The organism is Methylocaldum sp. 14B (assembly GCF_002005105.1).
Taxonomy (GTDB): Bacteria; Pseudomonadota; Gammaproteobacteria; order Methylococcales; family Methylococcaceae; genus Methylocaldum.
Window position 1 is genome coordinate 1 of sequence record NZ_MSCV01000084.1, and the last position, 522, is coordinate 522.

The 522-nt window shown below is 62.8% G+C and carries 1 pseudogene; it reads right to left on the reverse strand.

The features are described from left to right. A pseudogene (locus B2A78_RS25460) lies at positions 1-482 on the reverse strand (HAF repeat-containing protein); the annotation flags it as partial. Positions 483-522 lie beyond the last annotated feature (40 nt).

A 522-nucleotide genomic window follows, 5' to 3' on the forward strand; every position in this document is an offset into this window, starting at 1 on the left:
TCCCCGCCGAGCGTGCCGAGATCGGTCATCACCCCGTTCACCGTGACGAAAGCATGGTAGTCGCCGCTGCGCGTAGTATAGGACTCTCCCACCACTTGTCCGGCATTGTTGATACCCAAGGCCCAACTGTCGGACCCGCCGAGCGTGCCGAGATCAGTCATCACGCCATCCACCGTGACGAAAGCATGTTCGAACACGCTGCCGGCAGTATAGGAGGCTCCCACCACCTGTCCGGCCTCGTTGATGGCGGCGGCGCCGCCGGTGCGCCCGCCGAGCGTACCGAGATCGGTCATCACGCCGTTCTCCGCGACGAAAGGACGTATCCCGCCGCTGGCAGTACTGGACCATCCCACCACTTGTCCGGCATCGTTGATGGCGTTGGCGCGGCTGTCGCGCCCGCCGAGCGTACCGAGATCGGTCATCACGCCATCTACCATTACGAAAGCATGGTCCTCGCCGCTGGCAGTACTGGACCTTCCCACCACCTGTCCGGCATCGTTGATGCCAAAGGCATAGCTATTA